Origin of the sequence: Streptomyces sp. sk2.1 (assembly GCF_008120935.1) — a bacterium.
Lineage (GTDB): Bacteria > Actinomycetota > Actinomycetes > Streptomycetales > Streptomycetaceae > Streptomyces.
Window position 1 is genome coordinate 36,787 of record NZ_RDBO01000021.1, and the last position, 18,056, is coordinate 54,842.

15 protein-coding genes and 2 pseudogenes are annotated in these 18,056 nt (G+C 74.5%); 4 read left to right on the plus strand and 13 right to left on the minus strand.

The window, feature by feature from the left end:
* Positions 1-58 precede the first annotated feature (58 nt).
* The 7 genes from EAO76_RS10855 to EAO76_RS10885 all read right to left on the minus strand — a co-directional run bounded on the left by EAO76_RS10855 (position 59) and on the right by EAO76_RS10885 (position 8,315).
* The gene (locus tag EAO76_RS10855) at positions 59-1,282 is read right to left on the minus strand and encodes a beta-ketoacyl synthase (RefSeq protein ID WP_148835719.1); all 1,224 of its coding nucleotides are present in this window, start codon (positions 1,280-1,282) and stop codon (positions 59-61) included.
* Positions 1,279-1,554, minus strand: coding sequence for an acyl carrier protein (locus EAO76_RS10860; RefSeq protein WP_148835720.1), 276 nt, complete (start codon positions 1,552-1,554; stop codon positions 1,279-1,281). Before EAO76_RS10860 ends, EAO76_RS10855 begins: the two co-directional genes overlap by 4 nt.
* A gap of 282 nt (positions 1,555-1,836) precedes the next feature.
* Complete coding sequence (locus EAO76_RS10865; RefSeq protein WP_148835721.1) at positions 1,837-3,702, minus strand: acyl-CoA dehydrogenase; 1,866 nt, start codon at positions 3,700-3,702, stop codon at positions 1,837-1,839.
* Positions 3,703-3,715: 13 nt separating this feature from the next.
* On the minus strand, positions 3,716-4,993 hold the full coding sequence (locus EAO76_RS10870) for a beta-ketoacyl-[acyl-carrier-protein] synthase family protein (protein WP_148835722.1): 1,278 nt from the start codon (positions 4,991-4,993) through the stop codon (positions 3,716-3,718).
* A 208-nt stretch (positions 4,994-5,201) separates the two neighbouring features.
* Positions 5,202-6,134 (minus strand): carbohydrate kinase, encoded by a 933-nt coding sequence (locus tag EAO76_RS10875; RefSeq protein WP_148835723.1) that lies wholly within the window; start codon positions 6,132-6,134, stop codon positions 5,202-5,204.
* A 284-nt stretch (positions 6,135-6,418) separates the two neighbouring features.
* Positions 6,419-7,300: an ABC transporter substrate-binding protein gene (locus tag EAO76_RS10880; protein ID WP_148835724.1), complete on the minus strand. Its 882-nt coding sequence runs from the start codon at positions 7,298-7,300 to the stop codon at positions 6,419-6,421.
* 130 nt (positions 7,301-7,430) lie between these two features.
* Entirely contained in the window at positions 7,431-8,315 is an 885-nt protein-coding gene (locus EAO76_RS10885) for a LysR family transcriptional regulator (RefSeq protein WP_148835725.1), read from the minus strand.
* Positions 8,316-8,393: 78 nt separating this feature from the next.
* Here EAO76_RS10885 and EAO76_RS10890 point away from each other — a divergent pair, with 78 nt between their 5' ends.
* Positions 8,394-9,647 (plus strand): MFS transporter, encoded by a 1,254-nt coding sequence (locus tag EAO76_RS10890; protein ID WP_262375376.1) that lies wholly within the window; start codon positions 8,394-8,396, stop codon positions 9,645-9,647.
* Here EAO76_RS10890 and EAO76_RS10895 read toward each other — a convergent pair.
* A complete protein-coding gene (locus EAO76_RS10895) occupies positions 9,637-9,954 on the minus strand; it encodes a cupin (RefSeq protein WP_148835726.1) in 318 nt (105 codons plus the stop codon). The two genes, EAO76_RS10890 and EAO76_RS10895, sit on opposite strands and share 11 nt — an antisense overlap.
* Positions 9,955-10,082: 128 nt before the next feature.
* Entirely contained in the window at positions 10,083-10,598 is a 516-nt protein-coding gene (locus EAO76_RS10900; protein ID WP_262375377.1) for a GNAT family N-acetyltransferase, read from the minus strand.
* A 236-nt stretch (positions 10,599-10,834) separates the two neighbouring features.
* Between EAO76_RS10900 and pgm the strand changes: the two genes are divergently transcribed.
* A complete protein-coding gene (gene pgm, locus EAO76_RS10905; RefSeq protein WP_148835727.1) occupies positions 10,835-12,475 on the plus strand; it encodes a phosphoglucomutase (alpha-D-glucose-1,6-bisphosphate-dependent) in 1,641 nt (546 codons plus the stop codon).
* 201 nt (positions 12,476-12,676) lie between these two features.
* Here pgm and EAO76_RS10910 read toward each other — a convergent pair.
* Positions 12,677-13,327, minus strand: a pseudogene (locus EAO76_RS10910) (serine/threonine-protein kinase); the annotation flags it as partial.
* Positions 13,328-13,597: 270 nt separating this feature from the next.
* On the opposite strand from EAO76_RS10910, the gene EAO76_RS10915 reads away from it, so the two are divergent.
* Both EAO76_RS10915 and EAO76_RS10920 read left to right on the plus strand, forming a co-directional pair.
* On the plus strand, positions 13,598-13,876 hold the full coding sequence (locus tag EAO76_RS10915) for a hypothetical protein (RefSeq protein WP_148835728.1): 279 nt from the start codon (positions 13,598-13,600) through the stop codon (positions 13,874-13,876).
* 195 nt (positions 13,877-14,071) lie between these two features.
* Positions 14,072-14,527 (plus strand): annotated as a pseudogene (locus tag EAO76_RS10920) (MarR family winged helix-turn-helix transcriptional regulator).
* Between the two features lie 103 nt (positions 14,528-14,630).
* Here the strand turns inward: EAO76_RS10920 and EAO76_RS10925 are convergent.
* The 3 genes from EAO76_RS10925 to EAO76_RS10935 all read right to left on the minus strand — a co-directional run bounded on the left by EAO76_RS10925 (position 14,631) and on the right by EAO76_RS10935 (position 18,027).
* Positions 14,631-15,815, minus strand: a complete 1,185-nt coding sequence (locus EAO76_RS10925) for a cation:proton antiporter (protein ID WP_262375378.1) — start codon at positions 15,813-15,815, stop codon at positions 14,631-14,633.
* 213 nt (positions 15,816-16,028) lie between these two features.
* The gene (locus EAO76_RS10930) at positions 16,029-16,661 is read right to left on the minus strand and encodes a phosphatase PAP2 family protein (RefSeq protein WP_262375379.1); all 633 of its coding nucleotides are present in this window, start codon (positions 16,659-16,661) and stop codon (positions 16,029-16,031) included.
* A complete protein-coding gene (locus EAO76_RS10935; RefSeq protein ID WP_148835730.1) occupies positions 16,654-18,027 on the minus strand; it encodes a diacylglycerol kinase family protein in 1,374 nt (457 codons plus the stop codon). Before EAO76_RS10935 ends, EAO76_RS10930 begins: the two co-directional genes overlap by 8 nt.
* Positions 18,028-18,056 lie beyond the last annotated feature (29 nt).

An 18,056-nucleotide genomic window follows, 5' to 3' on the forward strand; every position in this document is an offset into this window, starting at 1 on the left:
GACGGCCCCGCGCACCGCGGCCGTCGGCCGGGCCGTGTCCGGTGGACGCCGCCCCGGCCTACGGACGCTGGAGGGCGAGCACGGCGTTGTGCCCGCCGAATCCGAAGGAGTGGCTGACGGCGCGCCGGACGGTCCGGTGCAGGGGCTGCTTGGTGACGCAGTCGATGTCGAACCCGGGCGCCGGCGCGTCCAGGTTGGCGATCGGCGGTACGACACCGCGCTGGAGCGTGAGGACCGTCAGCCCGGCCTCGATCGCCCCGGCCGCCCCCATGCAGTGCCCCAGCACGCCCTTGGGCGCGGTCACGGGGGGCCGGTGGGGGTAGACCCGGGCGATGAGGGCGGCCTCGGTGGCGTCGTTGGCCGGGGTCGCCGTGCCGTGGGCGTTGACGTGGTCGACGTCCTCGGCCGCCCAGCCCGCGTCGCGCAGCGCGGCCTCCACCGCCGCCTGGGCGACCGCGCCGGACGGATGCGGGCGGATCGGGTGGTGGGCGTCGGTGGTCGCGCCGGTGCCGGCCAGCAGGGCCCGGGGCGCGGCGCCCCGGGCATCGGCGTCGTCCGCCCGTTCCAGCACCATGACGGCTGCGCCCTCCCCCATGACCAGCCCGGCGCGGTCGGCCGCGAAGGGCCGGCAGAGCAGGGCGGGATCGCCGTCCTTCCGGGCTCCGGCCCCGGACCTGGCGAACCCGGCCATGGCCACCGGGTAGACGATCGACTCGGTGGCTCCCGCGATGGCGATGTCGCACTGCCCGGTGGCCAGCAGGTCGCGGGCGACGGACAGCGCCGTGGCGCCGGACGAGCAGGCGGTGCAGGGCGCCAGGCTGGGCCCGGTGGCCTTCATCTGGATCGCGATCTCGGCGGCGGGCATGTTCGGGATCGTGAGCAGGATGCCCGACGGGGAGGTGGCCCCGGCCCCCGACCGTTCGAGCACCACGGCCTGCTCGGTCAGTGAGGCCGAGCCCCCGCTGCTGGTGCCGACGACCACCGCGACCCGGCCGCCGTCCCACCGGGCCGGGTCGAGTCCGGCGTCGGCGACCGCCTCCCGGGCGGCGAGGACGGCGAACTTCACGTATCTCCCCATGCGGAAGGCCGCACGGCCACCGATCGCGGCGTCCAGGTCGATGCCGTCGACGACGCAGGCGAAGTCGATCTCGCACCCCTCCAGTTCCGCGACGGTGCGGGCCGGCGAGACACCGGCGCACACACCGTTCCAGGTGGACTCGGTGTCGCTGCCGACCGGAGTGATCATGCCCAGGCCGGTGACGGCGATGGCCGGTTTGTTCATCGGGCGCTGCTCATCGCGCTCTCGCCGACCACCAGCGTCCCGCCGTCGGTCGCCTCGATGAACCGGGTGATGTCGGCGAGGGTGGCGTTCTTGGGGATCCGGTCGAAGTCCTGGTCACCGTCGGCGGTCTCCCTGAGGAGGACGGCGAACTCGGCGGCGGCCAGGGAGTCCATCTCCAGGCTGTCCATCGTGGAGTCCGGGCGGATCTCGCCGACGGGCACTTTGAAGGTGTGCGTCAGCACCTCGGTGATCTTGGGATGAATCGCACTCATGATCTTCCTCTTCGTCGTTCGGCCGTCGTCCGGCCGTCTTTCGGTCCGGCTGCCGGGCCCGGGGGAAGCGTCGTCCCCACGTCGGATCAACTGGGTGGAGTGGCTCCAGTTACGCCTTGTGCCGAACCGATTCGGCACCGCTCTCCCCGCGCCCCGCGCACCACCGGGCCAGAACCGCCGTCGTACCCCAGAAAGCCAGCAGGACCACACGGACCCCAAGAGCCCCGGCAGCCTCCCCGACCCGGCAGGGACGCACGGCTGTTCCCATGCCCCCCATGGCCCTCATCGCCCCTCCTCGGCCGTCGTCCGGTCCCCGTCCGTGTGCCAGGAGGCGGCCGGATCGTCGTAAGCGTCCAGGTAGTCGGCACCGGCGATGGGCCAGTCGGCGAGCACCTGCGGCGGCAGCGCGAAGGACTCGACGAGGTCCGGGAGCCGGGGGGCGACCGCGGCGACGAGCTCCTCCACCGCGTCCGGCAGCCCCAATACCTGACTGACCGTCAAATAGCCTGCGGCCAGCAGATCACCGCTGTTGCGGGCGACGACGTCGAGCGCGAACAGCCGTTGCAGCTCGTCGAGCCGGTCCCTGGCGGGCCCCTCGGGCAGGGCGGCCACCGCCTCCGCGTACGCCTCGGCCGCCTGGCCGCACGCGTGCGCCTCCACCCCGCGCAGCGCGGGCCCGGACGCCGCGTTCCAGCGGGCCAGCCGGTCGCCCTGCGGGGCGAGGCCGATCCGTTCCCGGGCCCGCGCGAACCAGATCCGTTCCAGTGCCGCGAGCAGCCCGCCGAGGAATCGGGGGTCGTCGAGCGCGCCGGTCGTCGCGGCGGGGGGATCGTCGGACCCGGCCGACGGGGCGGCGAACAGCATCTCGGCGGCCGCCTTGGCGTGGATGGCCACGTTGTCGCCCTCGGCGGTGATGGCGCCCTCCACCCCGGTGACCAGTTCGCTCATGCCGTTGTGCTCCAGGAGCGCCTGGGCCCCGCAGCGTTCCCGGCACTCGACGATCACGGACCTCGCCCGCCAGGTGATCCATCCCTTGGCGACGGCGACCAGCCGCTCCGCGTCCTCCCGTCCCTCCCCCGGCTCCGCCCGCTCCCAGCGGTCCAGGGCCCTGCGGTGCAGCAGGCTCATCGCGAAGACGGTGGCCATGGCGTGGGCGAGCGGGCCGTGGTGGCTGCGATGGGCGATCACCGGCACCGGCCGCGAGCCGCGGGGGCCCGAGATGTACCGGTGCCCCCCGTAGCGGACGGCCACGGCGAGCGTCGCGCGGGCCGAGCCGACCGCGCAGGCGGTCATCGAGATCTTGCCGGAGGTGACCCGGCCGATCGAGGCCAGGAAGCGGCGCCTCCGGTTGGCCACGGCGCTGCTGAACTCCCCGTCGTCACCGATGCGTCCGTGCTCCCCGCCGAGCAGCGCCGCACGCTCCACGAAGACCCGGTCGAAGGAGGTCAGGCAGTGGTCCACCGGGCTGCCGGTGCGGGCGGGCAGCCGGCGCACCCGGATGCCGGGCAGGGCCCGTACGGCGTCGGTGAGCGGCACGAGGAAGAGGAAGACGCCGTGGTCGTCCCCGTCGACGATCAGCCGGGCCGCCACCAGTCCGGTCTTGGGGCCGCCGACCGGGCTGGTGTTGGGCATGAACTTCTGGGCCCCGGCGTGCGGGGTGTGCAGCACGAACCCGTCGCGTCCGCGGTCGTAGGAGGCCGTGGTCTCGACGGCCACGGCGTCGTTGCCGTGCGCCACCTCCGTGCAGAGGAAGGTGCCGACGCTGCGCAGCCGGAGGAAGTCGGAGAGGTCGCGGGGGGTGTCGCCCCCATGGTCGAGGAGGCTGCCGAGGAAGAGGTTGTAGTGGATTCCGGCCACCGTGGCGAGCGCCGGGTCGACCGGTCCGAGCCACTCGTGCAGGGCCGCGAGGGCGCGCGGGTCGGCGGCCAGCCGGGCGCCGCTGTCCAGGCATTCGTTGAGGACGCGCAACCGCTCGTACACGAGGGCCAGGCGCTCGTCGGGGGTGCGCAGGTCGGGGCGGCGGAACGGTTCCGTGCTGATCATCCGTCGCCAGAAGCCGTGCTCCCGGCGGAAGTCCTCGCCGAGGAGGACACCGGTGAGCAGATCCGTGGACCGTTCGGCGGAAGGGCTGTCGATCGTTGCGGTCATGAAAATATAACGATCAAGCAATGGCGAGGACACCCGGTTCCGTGCGCGGCGGGCCGTCGCCCGCGAACCGCTGGAAGGCGAGCACGACGTTGTGCCCGCCGAAGCCGAAGGAGTGGCTCAGCGCCCGCTCGACGCGCTGGGGGCGGGGCTCCTTGACCACGCAGTCCAGGTCGAACCCGTCGGTCTGCGAGTCCAGGTTGGCGATGGGCGGTACGAGGCCGTGCTCCAGGGTCAGTACGGTGGCGGCCGCCTCGATCGCCCCGGCCGCGGCGAGGGTGTGCCCGAGCACCCCCTTGGGGGCGGTCACCGACGGGCGGTGGGGGAAGAGCGACGAGATCAGGGCCGTCTCCATCGCGTCGTTCAGCACCGTGGACGTGCCGTGCGCGTTGATGTGGTCGACCTCGTGGGCCGCCCAGCCCGCCTCCGCCAGCGCGGACTCGACGGCCTTGCGCGCCCCGCCGCCGTCCGGTGCCGGGGCCGTGGGGTGGTGGGCGTCGGTGGCGGAGCCCGCACCGGTCAGCAGGGCGCGCGGGCGGGCGCCGCGGGCGAGCGCGTCGTCCGTGCGCTCCAGTACGAGCACGGCGGCGCCCTCGCCGATCACGAAGCCGTCCCGGTCGGCGGCGAACGGCCGCGAGGCTCCCGCCGGGTCGTCCCCGCGCAGGGAGAGTGCGCCCATCCCCGCGAAGGCGCTCACCACCAGCGGGGTCAGCACGGACTCCGCGCCGCCGGCCACCACCACGTCGCACCGGCCGTCGGCCAGCAGGTCGCGGGCGACGGCGAGCGCCGTCGCCCCGGACGCGCAGGCGGTCGCCGGTGCCAGGCTGGGGCCGTGCGCCCGCAGGGCGATGGCCACCTCCCCGGCGGCGGCGTTGGGCATCATCATCGGGACCAGGAGCGGCGAGACCGCGTCCGGTCCGCCGTCGTCGAGCCGGCGCACGTTGTCGACGAGGACGGAGACCGCGCCCACCCCGACGCCGAGCACCACGCCGACCCGGTCGCCGTCCCACCGCTCGGGCGCGAGACCGGCGTCCGCCACCGCCCGGCGGGCGGCGACCAGCGCCATCTTCACGAACCGCGCCATGCGCCAGACCGCCCGCCCGCCGACGGCCCGGTCCAGGTCGATCCCGTCCACCGGACAGCCGAAGTCGACCGGCAGCCCGGCCAGCTCCTCGCAGCCGCGGGCCACCGAAACCCCGGCGCACAGCCCCTCCCAGAAGGTTCGCTCCTCCGCGCCCGCGGGCGTCACCAGCCCCAGTCCCGTCACCGCGACACCCATGCCGACCCGCGCCATGTCCCGCCCCCTCCTCCGTAATCGATCACGCCTACCGGTTGTCGAACGGCAGTAGCCCCGGGGAGGATGCGGCCCATTACCCGAACGGGTCATTGACACCCCCGATGGGTCGAACGGCTGCGCGCGTCGTGGTGAGTGTTCCCACCCGGTCGCAGCAGTGGCGGCGCGCCGTGCGCGGCGCCGCGGGCCGGGGTGCGGCGCCCGGTGCTCAGGTCCGGTCGAGTGCCGTCGCCAGCTCCGTCGCGTCCGGCGGGTTGGCGCCGGCCCGGGAGACGGTCACGGCGGCGGAGGCCACCGCGTGGCGCAGGACGTCGGCCACCGTGTCCCGGTCCGTCGCGCGCAGCCGTTCCCGGCCGTCGGCGCCGAGCAGTCCGTGCGCGGCGAGGGCGTGCAGGGTGCCCGACATGAAGGCGTCGCCCGCCCCCACCGTGTCGACGACCTCGACGGGCAGGGCGTCGACCGCCACCCGTGCGCCGGGCAGGACGGCCAGCGCGCCGTCGCCTCCCCGGGTGACCATGACCAGGGCCGGGCCGGTGGCCAGCCACCGTTCGGCGACCCGTCCGGGGTCCTGGCCCGGGTAGAGCCACTCCAGGTCCTCGTCGCTCGCCTTGACCACGTCGCCGAGTGCGACGCACCGCTCGACCCTGCGCACGGCGGCCCCGTGGTCCCCCATCAGTTCGGGCCGCACGTTGGGGTCGTAGCTGACGGTCGCGGACGCCCGCAGCGACTCGACGGCGCCGAGGACGGTCGCCGCGCCCGGTTCCATCACCGTCGCGACGGAGCCGATGTGGACGTGGCGCGGGGTCCGGTCCAGGGCGACCGGGCCGAGCGTCCAGGTGATCTCGAAGGTGTACGCGGCCCGGCCCACGGCGTCCAGGGTCACGGCCGCGGACGGGGTGGCGGCCGCGGCTCCGTCCGTGCGCACCTCGACGCTGGCCCCGGTCAGGTGGTCCCTGATCAGCCGCCCGTTGTCGTCCGGGCCGAGCTGGGTGAGCAGGGTGGTGTCGTGTCCGAGCCGGGCCAGGCCGAGGGCGACGTTGGCCGGGCTGCCGCCCGGGTGGACCCGGTCGGCCGTGCCCGGCAGCCGGACGATGTCGGCGACGCATTCGCCGATGACCAGCGGGTCGAGTCTGTCGAGCATGGGGGTGGGATCTCCTGGAGTGCGGTGGCGGGGCGTCCTGGACGTGTCGGGTCCGATCCTGCCGTGTGCGCGACGGGTCCCCGGCCGCGGCACCCGCCCGCGCCCGCCCCGCGCGCAGGGACCGGCCGGCGGCGCCGGGGCGCGGCAGGCGAAATCCCCCGGTGTCCCCCGGGTCCTCCGGGGCCTCCGGGGCCGGGGGACCCGGTCCGGGCCGCGCTCCAGGGGCACGGTCCGGGTCCCGCACGGGCCGCGGTACGGGGCCGCGGGGCCCGCGTGGGGCGTGCTCAGTGCCGGGCGGCCTCCAGCGCGTCGGCCACCAGGGTCAGGAAGTGCGCGTGGGCCCGCGCGCTGCAGACCGGTTCGGGGTTCCACGGCACCACCCGCGCGGCCCGTTCGATCGCCGCCCAGTCGGTGTTCGCCCGGAGTCCGTCGAGCGGCGCGGCGTTGGACCGGATGTCGGCGAGCACGACGGCCGGGGAGAGGGCCGCGGCCTGCGCCCAGTCGACCGTGGACCAGCTCGCCCCGGGCCCCTCGGCCGGTTCCACGACGTCGACGCCCAGCTCGGCCAGCACCCGCAGCTCGGGCCACGTGCGGGGGCGGGCGAGGTGGACCTGCTCCTGTCCGGCCGGGGAGAGGGCGAGGACCCGGGGGCCGGACGGGGCGGCGGCGAGCGTGCGCAGCCGGTCCCGGGCGGCGTCCAGTTCCCGGGTCGCCGTCGCGGGCTCCGCCGCGCCGAGCGAGTGGGCCAGCCGGGCGAACCGGTCGCCGATCTCCGCGAAGGTGCGCGCCCGGCCCACGTCGATGACGACGACCGGGACCCGCTCCTCCAGGTGCTTGGCGGTCTCCGGCGCGAGCCCGTAGACGTGACCGGCGCCGTAGCTGACGGCCACCACGAGGTCGGGCCCGCCGCTCAGCAGGGTGTCCACGTCCAGGTCGCTGCCGGCGCCGAGGTAGGCGACCTCGTCCGGCGGCAGCGATCCGGTCTTCGCGGCGTCCGGCACGACACGGTCGTCGTGGTCCGAGCCGAACAACCCGCTCGGACGTATCCCGTGGTCCCAGAGGGTCGCCCCGGCCTGCACATAGGCCAGGATCCGTTCCGGGCGGCGGTCGGCGGTCGCCAACTGCCCCCGGTCGTCCGAGAATTGCCACACGGCCCGCTCCCTCACGTCATACGCTCCTCGCCGCCGTCCGGTCCGCCTCTTGTCCCGGGTTCGTACACCTGTACCTGCCCAGCGGACCGCCGGGGCATCCCTCGGCGACCGCTGCCCCGCGGCGGAAACGGCGTGGATCCGCCCCTCAGGAACCGGTGTCCGGGTCGATGCCGAGGCCGGTGAGGAACGCCGCGGCCGCCGGGGTGGGGCGGGACCGGCTCCAGACCAGCCGCTCCGTCCGGGCGGGCGCGTCGCGGACGGACAGCACGCGCACTCCGGTCAGTCCCGCCGCGAAGGCGGCAGGCAGCATGGCGATGCCGAGCCCGCTGCGGACCAGCCGGACGATGAAGTCGGTGCCGCTGACCTCGAACGCCACCTCGCGGGAGAGCCCCATCGCCGCGAACGCCTCCTCCGACTGCGCCCGCGCGGCGGTGCCGTCGGGGTAGTCGACGAACATCTCCCGCGCCAGCCGGTCCAGGCCCACCTCCGTCCGCCCCGCCAGGGCGTGGGTCGGGGCGACGACGGCGACCAGCTCGCCGGTGCTCAGCTCGTGGTCGCTCACCCCCTTCGGCCGGTAGCTCGGCAGCACGCCCAGGAACGCCACGTCGAGCGTCCCGTCCCGCACCTCCTGGACCAGGTCCTTGCTCGCCCCGTCCCGCAGGACGATGCGCACCTTCGGGTAGCGGAGGTGGAACGCCCGCAGCGCGGCCGGGATGTCGACGGCGGAGACGGTCGGGATGGCGCCGACCGCGAGACGGCCGCGGACCTCCCCCGCCGCCGCGGCGACCTCGGAGCGGGCCCGCTCCGCCGCGTCCAGCGCCTGCCGGGCCTCCGGCAGGAACACCTCGCCCGCCGCGGTGAGCCGCACCCGGCGGCTGGTGCGGTCGAAGAGCCGGGCCCCCAACTCCTTCTCCAGCCGGGCGATCTGATGGCTCAGCGCGGACTGGACGACCAGGCATCTCTTCGCGGCGCGTGTGAAGCTGCCCAGTTCGGCCACCGCGACCACGTACCGCATCTGCTGGAGTTCCATCCATCCATCGTGAACCACGATCGATGAAATGAAAAACATGTGTTGGACTCATAAATGGAGTTCACGGAGGCTGTGGGCATGGCTCCTTCCACCCACATGACCCGAGGCCGGGCCGTCGCCCGCGCTCTTCCCGAACCGCCCGTGCTCAGCCGCGGCCTGGTCCTGCTGATGGCCGTCGCCGCCGGTCTCTCCTGCGCCGGGAACTACTTCGCGCAGCCGCTCCTGGACCTCATCGAGCTGAACCTGGGCATCGGGACCACCGCGGCGGGGATGGTCGTGACCGCCGCGCAGGCCGGGTACGCGCTGGGGCTGATCCTGCTCGTCCCGCTCGGGGACGTCCTGGACCGCCGGCGGCTCGCCGTGGGCCTGTTCGCGCTGACCGCCCTCTTCCTCCTGGTGACGGCCGTCGCCCCGGGCGGCCCGCTGCTGATCGCCGGGACCCTGCTGACCGCGCTGGCCTCCGTCGGGGCGCAGGTCGTGGTGCCGTTCGCGGCGGCCCTCGCGGCCCCGGCCGAACGCGGCAGGGTCGTCGGCGTGGTCATGTCCGGGGTCCTGCTCGGCGGGCTGTTCGGGCGGCTGGCCGCGGGCGCGCTGTCCGAGCTGGGCGGCTGGCGGACCGTGTACTGGGTGAACGCGCTGCTCATGGCGGTCATGGCGGTGCTCCTGCACCGCCGGCTGCCCCGGTTGCCCCGGACGGGCGATGCGGCCGCGATGTCGTACACCGGACTGCTGCGCTCCACGCTGTCCCTGCTGCGGCAGGAGCCCGTGCTGCGCCGACGGGCGGTCATCGGCGCGTTCTCCATGGCCTCGTACAGCGTGCAGCTGACCGCGCTGACGTTCCTGCTGACCCGGGAACCCTTCGGCTGGAGCGCCGCCGCCATCGGGCTCTTCGGACTGGTGGGCGTCATCGGGGTGGTGGGCATGAACATCGCGGCCCGGCTGAGCGACCGGGGCCGGGTGCAGGCGGTGTCGGGGGCGGCGGCCGTGCTGCTCACGCTCTCCTGGCTGCCGATGCTGGCCGGCGGGTCGTCGCTGCTGTGGCTGACGGTCGGGGTGGTCCTGCTGAACATCGCCCAGCAGGCGGGGCTCAACAGCGGCCAGCACGTGATCTACGCGCTCCGTCCGGAGGCCCGCAGCCGGATCAACTCCGCCTACATGACGCTGTTCTTCATGGGTGGTGCGGTCGGGGCGGCACTCGCCTCGGTGGTGTGGTCGCGGGCCGGCTGGAGCGGGATCTCCCTGCTGGGCGGGGCGCTCGCCGCGGGCAGCCTGGTGCTGTGGGTCCTGGAGCGGGTGCGGGCGGCCGCCGGGGCCCGTGCCGTCACTCGTTGACGGCGGTCAGCAGCACCACGGCGTCCTCCAGCGCCAGCAGCCCGTGCCGCTCCTGCGGGATCGGGTGGAGCGCTCCGGCGCCCAGCTCCGCGTCGCCCGAGGGCGCCGTGAGCCGGACCCTGCCGCGGAGCACCTGGAGGGAGGCCGCGGCGGGGGCGTTGTGCTCGTCGAGGGCGGAGCCGGCGGTGAGGGAGATGACGGTCTGCCGCAGCGGCCCCTCGTGCAGCAGGCGGTGGGCGCTGCGGCCGTGCGCGGAGTCGCGGGCCGCGGCCAGGTGCTCGTCGGCGAGGGCATTCAGGTCGTCCATGTGCCCACTGTGCCGCAGCCCCCGGTCCGCCGCGATCCTGACGCGGCCCCGCGGCGCCGCCGGACGGCGCGTCCGTCCGGCGGCACGACGGGCGAACGGGCCGCCGGGGCCGAGGGGGACGGGCGTCGTCAGCCGTTCGCGGTCCACCGGTACCTGACGTCCGGTTCCCGCTCCTCGTTGCGGCTGCCGTCGTCGAACGCGATCGCGGTGAAGCCGTGCCGTTCGTAGAAGGCCCGCGCGTCGGTGTTGCGCCGGAAGACGTACAGCGTGAGCTCCCCGGCCGAGGAGCGGCGCGCCCGGTCCAGCAGCAGCGATCCGATGCCCCGGCGCCGCGCGTCGGGGCGCAGGTACAGATGCTCCAGCTCGGCCCCGTCGACGGAGACGAACCCCAGCGGCTCCCCCGGCCCCGTCCCGTTCCCGGTACCGGCCTCCGCGATCCACACCGCCGTCCCGGGCAGGACGACATGGGTCATCCAGGCGAGCGTGTCCTCGTCGCTGTGCACCTTCGGCAGGTACGGCATGGCAGCGGCGCGGGAGGCGAGGAAGAGCCGGGTGAGCGGACCGGCGTCCTCGGCGGTGGCCCGGCGCAGTTGTACGCCGCCGTCCCGTGCGTGCCCGTCCGTCGTCATCTCGTCCGTCGTCATCTCGCTCCTCCTGGTCCGGCCCGAATCCCGCCACGTCGTGCGGTGCGCGGTGGACCGTCCGTCGTCGTGGACGAACATATGCCGGGGCGGCCCGGTGGTTCCACGGGATTGGCCCGCCGCCGGGTGCCCCCGCGCCGCCCGGTCCGCGGCGGGGCGGTCGTCGGGCGGCACCGGCCACCCGCGAAGATGTGGCGGGGGAAGATCACGACGACCGACCGATACGGAGGAGTGGGCAGATGCCGCACGAACGAGCTGGACAGCCGGCCCGGCCGGAGGACCTCACCGATGTGGCCCGGCTGGTGACGGCGTATTACGCCCTGCGTCCGGATCCGGCCAAACCGGACCAGCGGGTGGCGTTCGGCACCTCCGGCCACCGCGGTTCGTCCACGGCCACCGCGTTCAACGAGGACCACATCGCCGCCACCAGCCAGGCCATCAGCGAGTACCGGGCGCGCCGGGGCACGGACGGTCCGCTGTTCCTGGGGGCCGACACCCACGCGCTGTCGGAGCCGGCCCGGGTCACCGCCCTGGAGGTGTTCGCCGCCAACGACGTGACCGTGCTCGTCGACCCGGCCGACGGGTACACCCCGACGCCGGCGGTGTCGCACGCGGTGCTCGCCCACAACCGGGGCAGGACCTCGCGGCTCGCCGACGGCGTGGTGGTCACCCCGTCCCACAACCCGCCCGGCGACGGCGGGTTCAAGTACAACCCGCCGAACGGCGGACCGGCCGGGTCGGACGCCACCGGCTGGATCCAGGACCGGGCCAACGAGATCATCGCCGGCGGCATGAAGGACGTGCGCCGGATGCCGTACGCCCGTGCGCGGGCGGCGTCGACCACCGGGACGTACGACTTCCTCGGTTCGTACGTGGCGGACCTGCCGTCGGTGCTCGACCTGGACGCGATCCGCTCGGCCGGGGTGCGCATCGGCGCCGACCCGCTGGGCGGCGCCTCCGTCGCGTATTGGGGCCGCATCGCCGAGGAGCACCGGCTCGACCTGACCGTGGTCAACCCGCTGACGGACCCCACCTGGCGCTTCATGACGCTGGACTGGGACGGGAAGATCCGGATGGACTGCTCCTCGCCGTACGCGATGGCCTCGCTGATCGAGCAGCGGGACCGGTTCCAGATCGCGACGGGGAACGACGCCGACGCCGACCGGCACGGCATCGTGACCCCGGACGCCGGGCTGATGAACCCGAACCACTACCTCGCCGTCGCCATCGGCTACCTGTACGCGCACCGCGACCGGTGGCCGGCCTCCGCGGGGGTCGGCAAGACGCTGGTCTCCTCGGGGATGATCGACCGGGTCGCCGCCGACCTCGGCCGCGAACTGGTGGAGGTGCCGGTCGGCTTCAAGTGGTTCGTGGACGGGCTGCTGGACGGCTCGCTCGGCTTCGGCGGCGAGGAGTCCGCCGGTGCGTCGTTCCTGCGCCGGGACGGCTCGGTGTGGACGACCGACAAGGACGGCATCATCCTGGCGCTGCTCGCCTCCGAGATCCTCGCGGTGACCGGCGAGTCCCCCTCCCAGCGCTACGCGGCGCTCACCGAGCGGTTCGGCGAACCGGCGTACGCCCGGATCGACGCCCCGGCCGACCGCGCGCAGAAGGCGGTGCTCGCCCGGCTGTCCCCCGAGCAGGTCACGGCCGACACCCTGGCCGGCGAGCGGGTCACGGCCGTGCTCACGGAGGCGCCGGGCAACGGCGCGCCGATCGGCGGCATCAAGGTGACCACGGAGAACGCCTGGTTCGCCGCCCGTCCCTCGGGCACCGAGGACGTCTACAAGATCTACGCGGAGTCCTTCCTGGGCGGTGACCACCTCGCCCGGGTCCAGGAGGAGGCGAAGGCCGTGGTCTCCGCGGCGCTGGACGCCTGAGCGCCGGTCGGGGGCAGGGTTGCGGGGCAGCGGGGTGGCGGCCTTCGCCCGGACCAGCCGGTCGACCTCGTCGGGCATCCAGCCGGGCTCCGTGAGCAGGGGCGTCGCTTCGGCCGTATTCCCCTCGCCAGAGGTGGTCATCCGGTGCAACAGGTCGGTCACGGTCGGCCGCTGATCGGGCTCCTTGGCCAAGCAGGCCGCCACGATCCTGCGCAGTTCCGGCGGAAGGGCGTCGAGGTCGGGCTCCTCGTACACGGCGCGGAAGTGCAGGGCGTGAGGGGTGCCGGTGCCGAACGGGCCGATGCCGGCAGCGGTGTGGGCGAGTACCGCGCCGAGCGCGAAGACGTCGCTGGCGGGCCCGACGGACCGGCCGGTGAGTTGTTCCGGGGACATGAAGCCGGGCGTGCCGATCGTCATGCCGGTGTGGGTCAGCGCGCTGGCCTCGCTCGCTGTCGAAATGCCGAAGTCGATCACTCGGGGGCCGTCGGGGGCCAGCAGGACGTTGGAGGGCTTCAGGTCGCGGTGCACGACGCCGGCGGCGTGGATCGCCTCCAGTGCCTCCGCCAGACCGGCGCCGAGTGCCAGCACGTGCTCGGTCTGCCACGGCCCGTGCCGGGCAACCGCCTCGCCCAGCGACACACCGGATACGTAGACGGTCGCCAGCCAGGCCGGGGAGCCGTCGGGTTCGGCGTCGACGACCCCGGCGGTGAAAGCCCCGTTCACCCTGCGGGCCGCCGTCACTTCACGAACGAAGCGGCGTCGGAAGTCCATGTCCCGGGCCAGCTCCGGACGCACCACCTTCAGTGCGACCGGGCGACCACCGGGCGAACGCCCCAGATACACCTGTCCCATGCCGCCCGCGCCGATCCGCGCCACGATCCGGTACCGCCCCACCTGCCGCGGGTCCTCCGGCTCCAGCCCGTCGAACACGACCCCTCCTCTGCGAACGGCACAGCCCTCCCAGGCACTGACAGCGCATCATGCCAGAACGGGTCGGGTGGGAGAGGGAAGCGTCGGCGGGGCCACTGGGGCGCAACTGCCCAGGCGGTATCCCCCTCCGTTCGCCTGCTCCGCGAAGCTCACCCGGCCTGCCGGGCCGAACACTTCCCGGACCTGGAAGACGTGCCCGAGAGCATGGTCGGGCTCGTACGTCAGTGCCTGGAGAAGGCGCCGGGGAAGCGGCCCGCGTCCGCGGAGTTCACGGCCCGCACCGGCATCGGAGGGACGGCGGGGCCGTGGCTGCCGGGCGAGGTGTTCGACCGGCTCGGGCGGCATGCGGCGCGGTTGCTGGACCTCGACCCGCGGGTGCGGACGCCGGGTGGGCCGGTGCGGACCGACGCGACCGGGGGAATGCTGCCGGACGCGGAGCCGGCCGCCCCGCCCGCGAGGCGGGCGTCATGACGTTCGTTCTCGCCGGCTCGCCGTGGACGCACAGCCACCCCGCGCCGGCCGTCCGCGAGGTCTGCGCCGCCGACCCTCATCTCCTCAGCACTTTACGTGCACCGACAATAGTTGCAAGCGCGGGTATAATGAGTTCAGTGATATGTCGTCGGGCTCACTGCCACCGTTCCGCCCGACCCGGTCGAGGAGCCGCTCATGACCGCCACCGATCCGGCGATGACCGCACTGGCGCACAGCTGGTCGGCGCTCTCGCTGCTGCACGGCCGCATCGAGAGCGGAGTCGAACGCGCGCTCCAGGCCTGACACCGGCTGAGCGCACGCGAGTACTCGCTGCTGGATGCGCTGAGCCGCCGGCACGACGGCGAGGGCGGGCACCTGCAGATGCGGCAGGTCGCCGACTCCGTCGTCCTCGGCCGGAGCGCCACCACCCGGCTGGAGGACCGCGGACTGCTCTCGCGCCACCTGTGCCCCACCGACCGTCGGGGCATCTGCACCGACGTCACCGACGACGGCCTGCGTCTGCTGGAGGAGGCCCGCCCCACCCACGAAACCGCCCTGTGCGAGGCACTCGACCGGGCGGCCGCCGACCCCGCGCCGGCGCCCCTGGTCCGGGCCGTCCAGCACCTGCGGAGCGAGACCCGGCCGACCTGACCCGCCGACGAGGGCGAGGACCGGGCCGCGCCCGGCCGGTCACCGGGACCGTACGGACCTTCGGCCCGGTCCGTGCCCGGCCGGCCGGACACCACAGCACCGCTCACCGGGCGGATCCTTCAGGGGCGTGCCGCGCGAACCAGCGGGCGACGGGCTCCGCCGTCACACCGTGCAGGACGACACTGAGCAGGACGGTCGCGGCCGTCACCTGGAAGACGAACGCCCCCTCGTCCGGCGGGAGCTGGGTGTACGCGAGGACCGCGAAGACGATCGAGGTCACCCCGCGGGAACCGAGCCAGCCGACGGTGCTGCGCTCGGCCACGTCGAAGCCGACACCGGTGAGCGAGGCGTACACCGGTACGAACCGGAGCACGGTGAGGGCGAGCAGGGCGTAGCCGACGACCGCCAGGGGCAGACCGTCCTGCGCGAACTCGTCCGCGGCCAGCTTGCCGAAGGTGAACCACACCGCCAGGGCCATCACATGGGCGGCGTCATGGGTGAGTTCGAGATTGTCGTGGCCGACGGCATGCGCGGCGTGGGCGTACCACAGGCCGCAGACGAACGCGGCGACGAAGCCGTTGCCGCCGATCAGCACCGAGGCCGCGTACGACAGGAACGGCAGGGCCAGGGCCGACAGGCGCAGCCCGGCCGGCCGCGCCCAGCCGGAGTCCAGGGAACGCCGCACCAGCAGGGAGGCCAGCAGCCCCACGACCGTGCCCACGAGCACGGCGAACGCCACACCCTTCAGGGCGTTCAGGACCAGGGACGCGAAGGACTCCCCCCGGGGGGAAACGATATTGGCCACGCAGAACACGAACAGCGGCGAGATCAGCCCGTCGTTGAAGCCGCCCTCGACGTTCAGCGCGGCCCGTACTCGCAGGGGCACCCGCTCGTCGCGCAGGAACGTCGCGACCGGGGCGAGGTCCATCGGCATCACCACGAGCGCGGCCACGCCCAGCAGCCACCAGCTCGTACCGGGGAAGAGCGCCGCCCCGGCGAGGGTCGCGAGGCCCACCGAACCCGGGAGGGCCAGACACAGGAGCCGGCCCTCCCCCGCCGACCTGCCGATCCGCTCGTAGTTCCGGGCCTCCGTGGCGTCCGTGAACAGCATGACGGCGAGCACCAGCTCGACGCCCTGCTGAAAGGCGTGCGCCTCCAGGTCGAGGGGGACGGCCGGGTCCTCGCCGCGGGTCAGCACGATCCCGGCCACGGCGAACGCGATGGGCGCGGTGATGCTCCACCGGGCCAGCCGCTCCGACACCAGGGTCCACACGAACAGCAGTGACACAAGGACGAGAAGAGCGAACACGGGGACTCACAGACGCGGGGCTCACGAACGAAGAAACGCGCGAACACGCGGACACGGGAACGCGCGAACACACGGATGCGGGAACGCGCGGACACGTGGACGCGGGAGGCAGGAGGGCGACGAAACGCTTCGTCGGACGCTAGCCCGCGGTTCTCCGCCCGCCTCGGCGCACGGGAAAGCCGCGCACGGCGGTCACCCGGACGGCCCCCGTACGGTCGGTCGGATCACACCACGGACCAGCAGGGCACGCCCGACGGCCAGGGACACGGCGGCGGAGGCGAAGCCGAGGACCGCACCGGCCGCGACATCACCGGGATAGTGGACGCCCGTGTGGACGCGGGAGTAGCCGACGGCGACGGCCAGCGCCCCGAGCGGCACCGCCGCCGGGGGCAGCACGACGCCCACCGCCGTGGCGAACGCGGTCGCCGACGCCGTGTGACCGGACGGGAAGGACGCCGACTCCGGCATGGGCACCTGCCGGGCCACGATCACCCGGGCCTGCTCCCGGTCGGGCCGGCGCCGGCGGACCATCCGCTTGCCGAACAGGTTCGCCGTCGCCGACGCCAGCGCGACCGCGCCGACCCCGGCCACCGCCGCCCTGCGGGAACGACCGGGCCCCAGCGCGAGACCGGCCGCGACGGCCAGCGAGATCTTCGAATGGTCGGCCGTGTGCGACAGCCGCCGCAGCGCACGGTCCAGCGTGGGCGTGGGGGTGGCGGCCACGGCCGCGTACAGGGCCCCGTCGACCGCCTGCAGATCGCCCAGTACGGCCGCCGCGGCACGGCGGACCGATGCGACGGACGCGGGGGAGTGGTACTCAGACACGGTGCCGCCCTCCGGGGGTTTCGCCGGCCCGGCCGAACGCGAGGTCGACGAGCCGGTGCCAGTCCATGGGCGGAGCGGGTGGGGCCACGCCCGGCCGGTCGCGCGGCACCAGGACCCGCAGCGCGCCCGGCCGCGACGTGCACACGACCGGCGTGGACATGCACAGCGCCTCGCCGTCCACCGCCACGGGGATCTCGTCCGTGTCGGAGGTCACCTCGACCCGGTGCGCGGACATGGCGGTCAGCCCCGTGGACTGCGCGCCCCGCACGGCCAGGTCGGCCGCCTGCACGGCACTCTCCACCCGGACGCCCAGCACCCCCAGCACACCGTCGTCGAGCCGGGGCCGACGGCCGTCGCCGGTGATGTCGTCGGGGGAGACATACGGGTTGTTGCTGATCAGCAGCGCCTGCTGGGACGAGAGCTCGACGCCGTCGACCCGGGCGTCGAGCCGCCGCGCCCCCTCGCCGACGAGCAGGTCCGGCATCAGGCTCAGCGCCGTGCCCGCCTTGTCGTCCCGGTACTCCGGGTGGTGCACGACATCCGCGTACACGCCGAAGGACACGGTGTTGACGAAGCTCCGGCCCGCGACGTCACCGAGGTCGACCCGCAACTCCTCGCCGTCGGTCAGCGCGTCGAGGCAGCGGGCCGGGTCGGTACGGTCGAGGCCGAGGTCCATCGCGAAGTGGTTGCGGGTACCGGCGGAGACCACGAGAAACGGCAGGTCGTGCTCGACGGCGACCGCCGCGACCAGCGCCTGGGTGCCGTCGCCGCCCGCCACCCCGAGCAGATCCGCGCCGTCGGCCACCGCGTCGCGGGCCAGCGCGGCCACGTCTGCGGGAGCGGACGGGTCGAGCAGGATCACCCGGGCCCCCAGCGCCTCCGCCCGCTCGACCAGGCCGAAGCGCTCCACCTTCCCGTCCCCGGACTTCGGGTTCATGATCAGTGCCGGGCGCCTCGGCCGGGGCGCGGCGACCGCCCGCTTGGGCCGCCTCGGACGCGACCTCCGCAACGCCGCCCGGGCGCAGGTCAGCGTCACGGCCCAGCACAGGAGCCCGGCCGCCGCCGTCGGCCACAGCCCGTTCTGCGCGAAGAGCAGCACGACGCCGACCGGCGCGGCGACCGCGACGAGAGCACCGCACAGCCGCACCACACCGCGGTACGCGAGGAACCACCACACACCGACGGCGCACGCGACCAGCCCGAGCAGCCCGGCCCCGATGACCAGCAGCCCGCCCTGGCCGAGCGGGAACCCCAGCACGATCACGGCCCCGATCGCCGCCAGCACCGCCAGCCGCGCCAGCACCCGGGCGGCCGTGCCCCCGCCGGGATCCGCCGCCCGTGTCCCGCCCGTGTCTCCTCGACCCATACCGTGTTCCGCCTCCCGGCCTCGCCCGT